General features: G+C 42.7%; 1 protein-coding gene. It reads right to left on the bottom strand.

Going from position 1 to position 262, the window contains the following annotated elements; translation table 11 throughout:
* A partial coding sequence (locus AB4153_RS21600; protein WP_371998631.1) for a hypothetical protein occupies positions 1-262 on the bottom strand: 262 nt, incomplete at both ends.

Here is a 262-nt window from a genome sequence, read left to right as displayed (position 1 = left end):
AATAGAGCCTTCAGCAAGTGCCGCCGTTGTTAAGCGTAATTCAGCATCAGCATCTGTTGTTGTGTCTGCCATTCTGGCAATTTTATTTACACTAGTTCCCGCTATGGTTTTAACGGTTGCTTCAGCAGAGTTTGAGTAAGTCGTGCTTAAATCTTCACCTTCAGCAAACATCTCGAAGTCTTCAGACAGAACTGCCGAGTCTGTATCATCAGCAATGACGATATCATCAGCGAGTAATTCTCTTGATGATTCTTTATCCGAG

This window comes from Shewanella sp. 10N.286.52.E4 (assembly GCF_041468785.1).
Classification (GTDB): domain Bacteria; phylum Pseudomonadota; class Gammaproteobacteria; order Enterobacterales; family Shewanellaceae; genus Shewanella; species Shewanella electrodiphila.
This window is presented reverse-complemented; position numbering and strand designations above follow the sequence as displayed.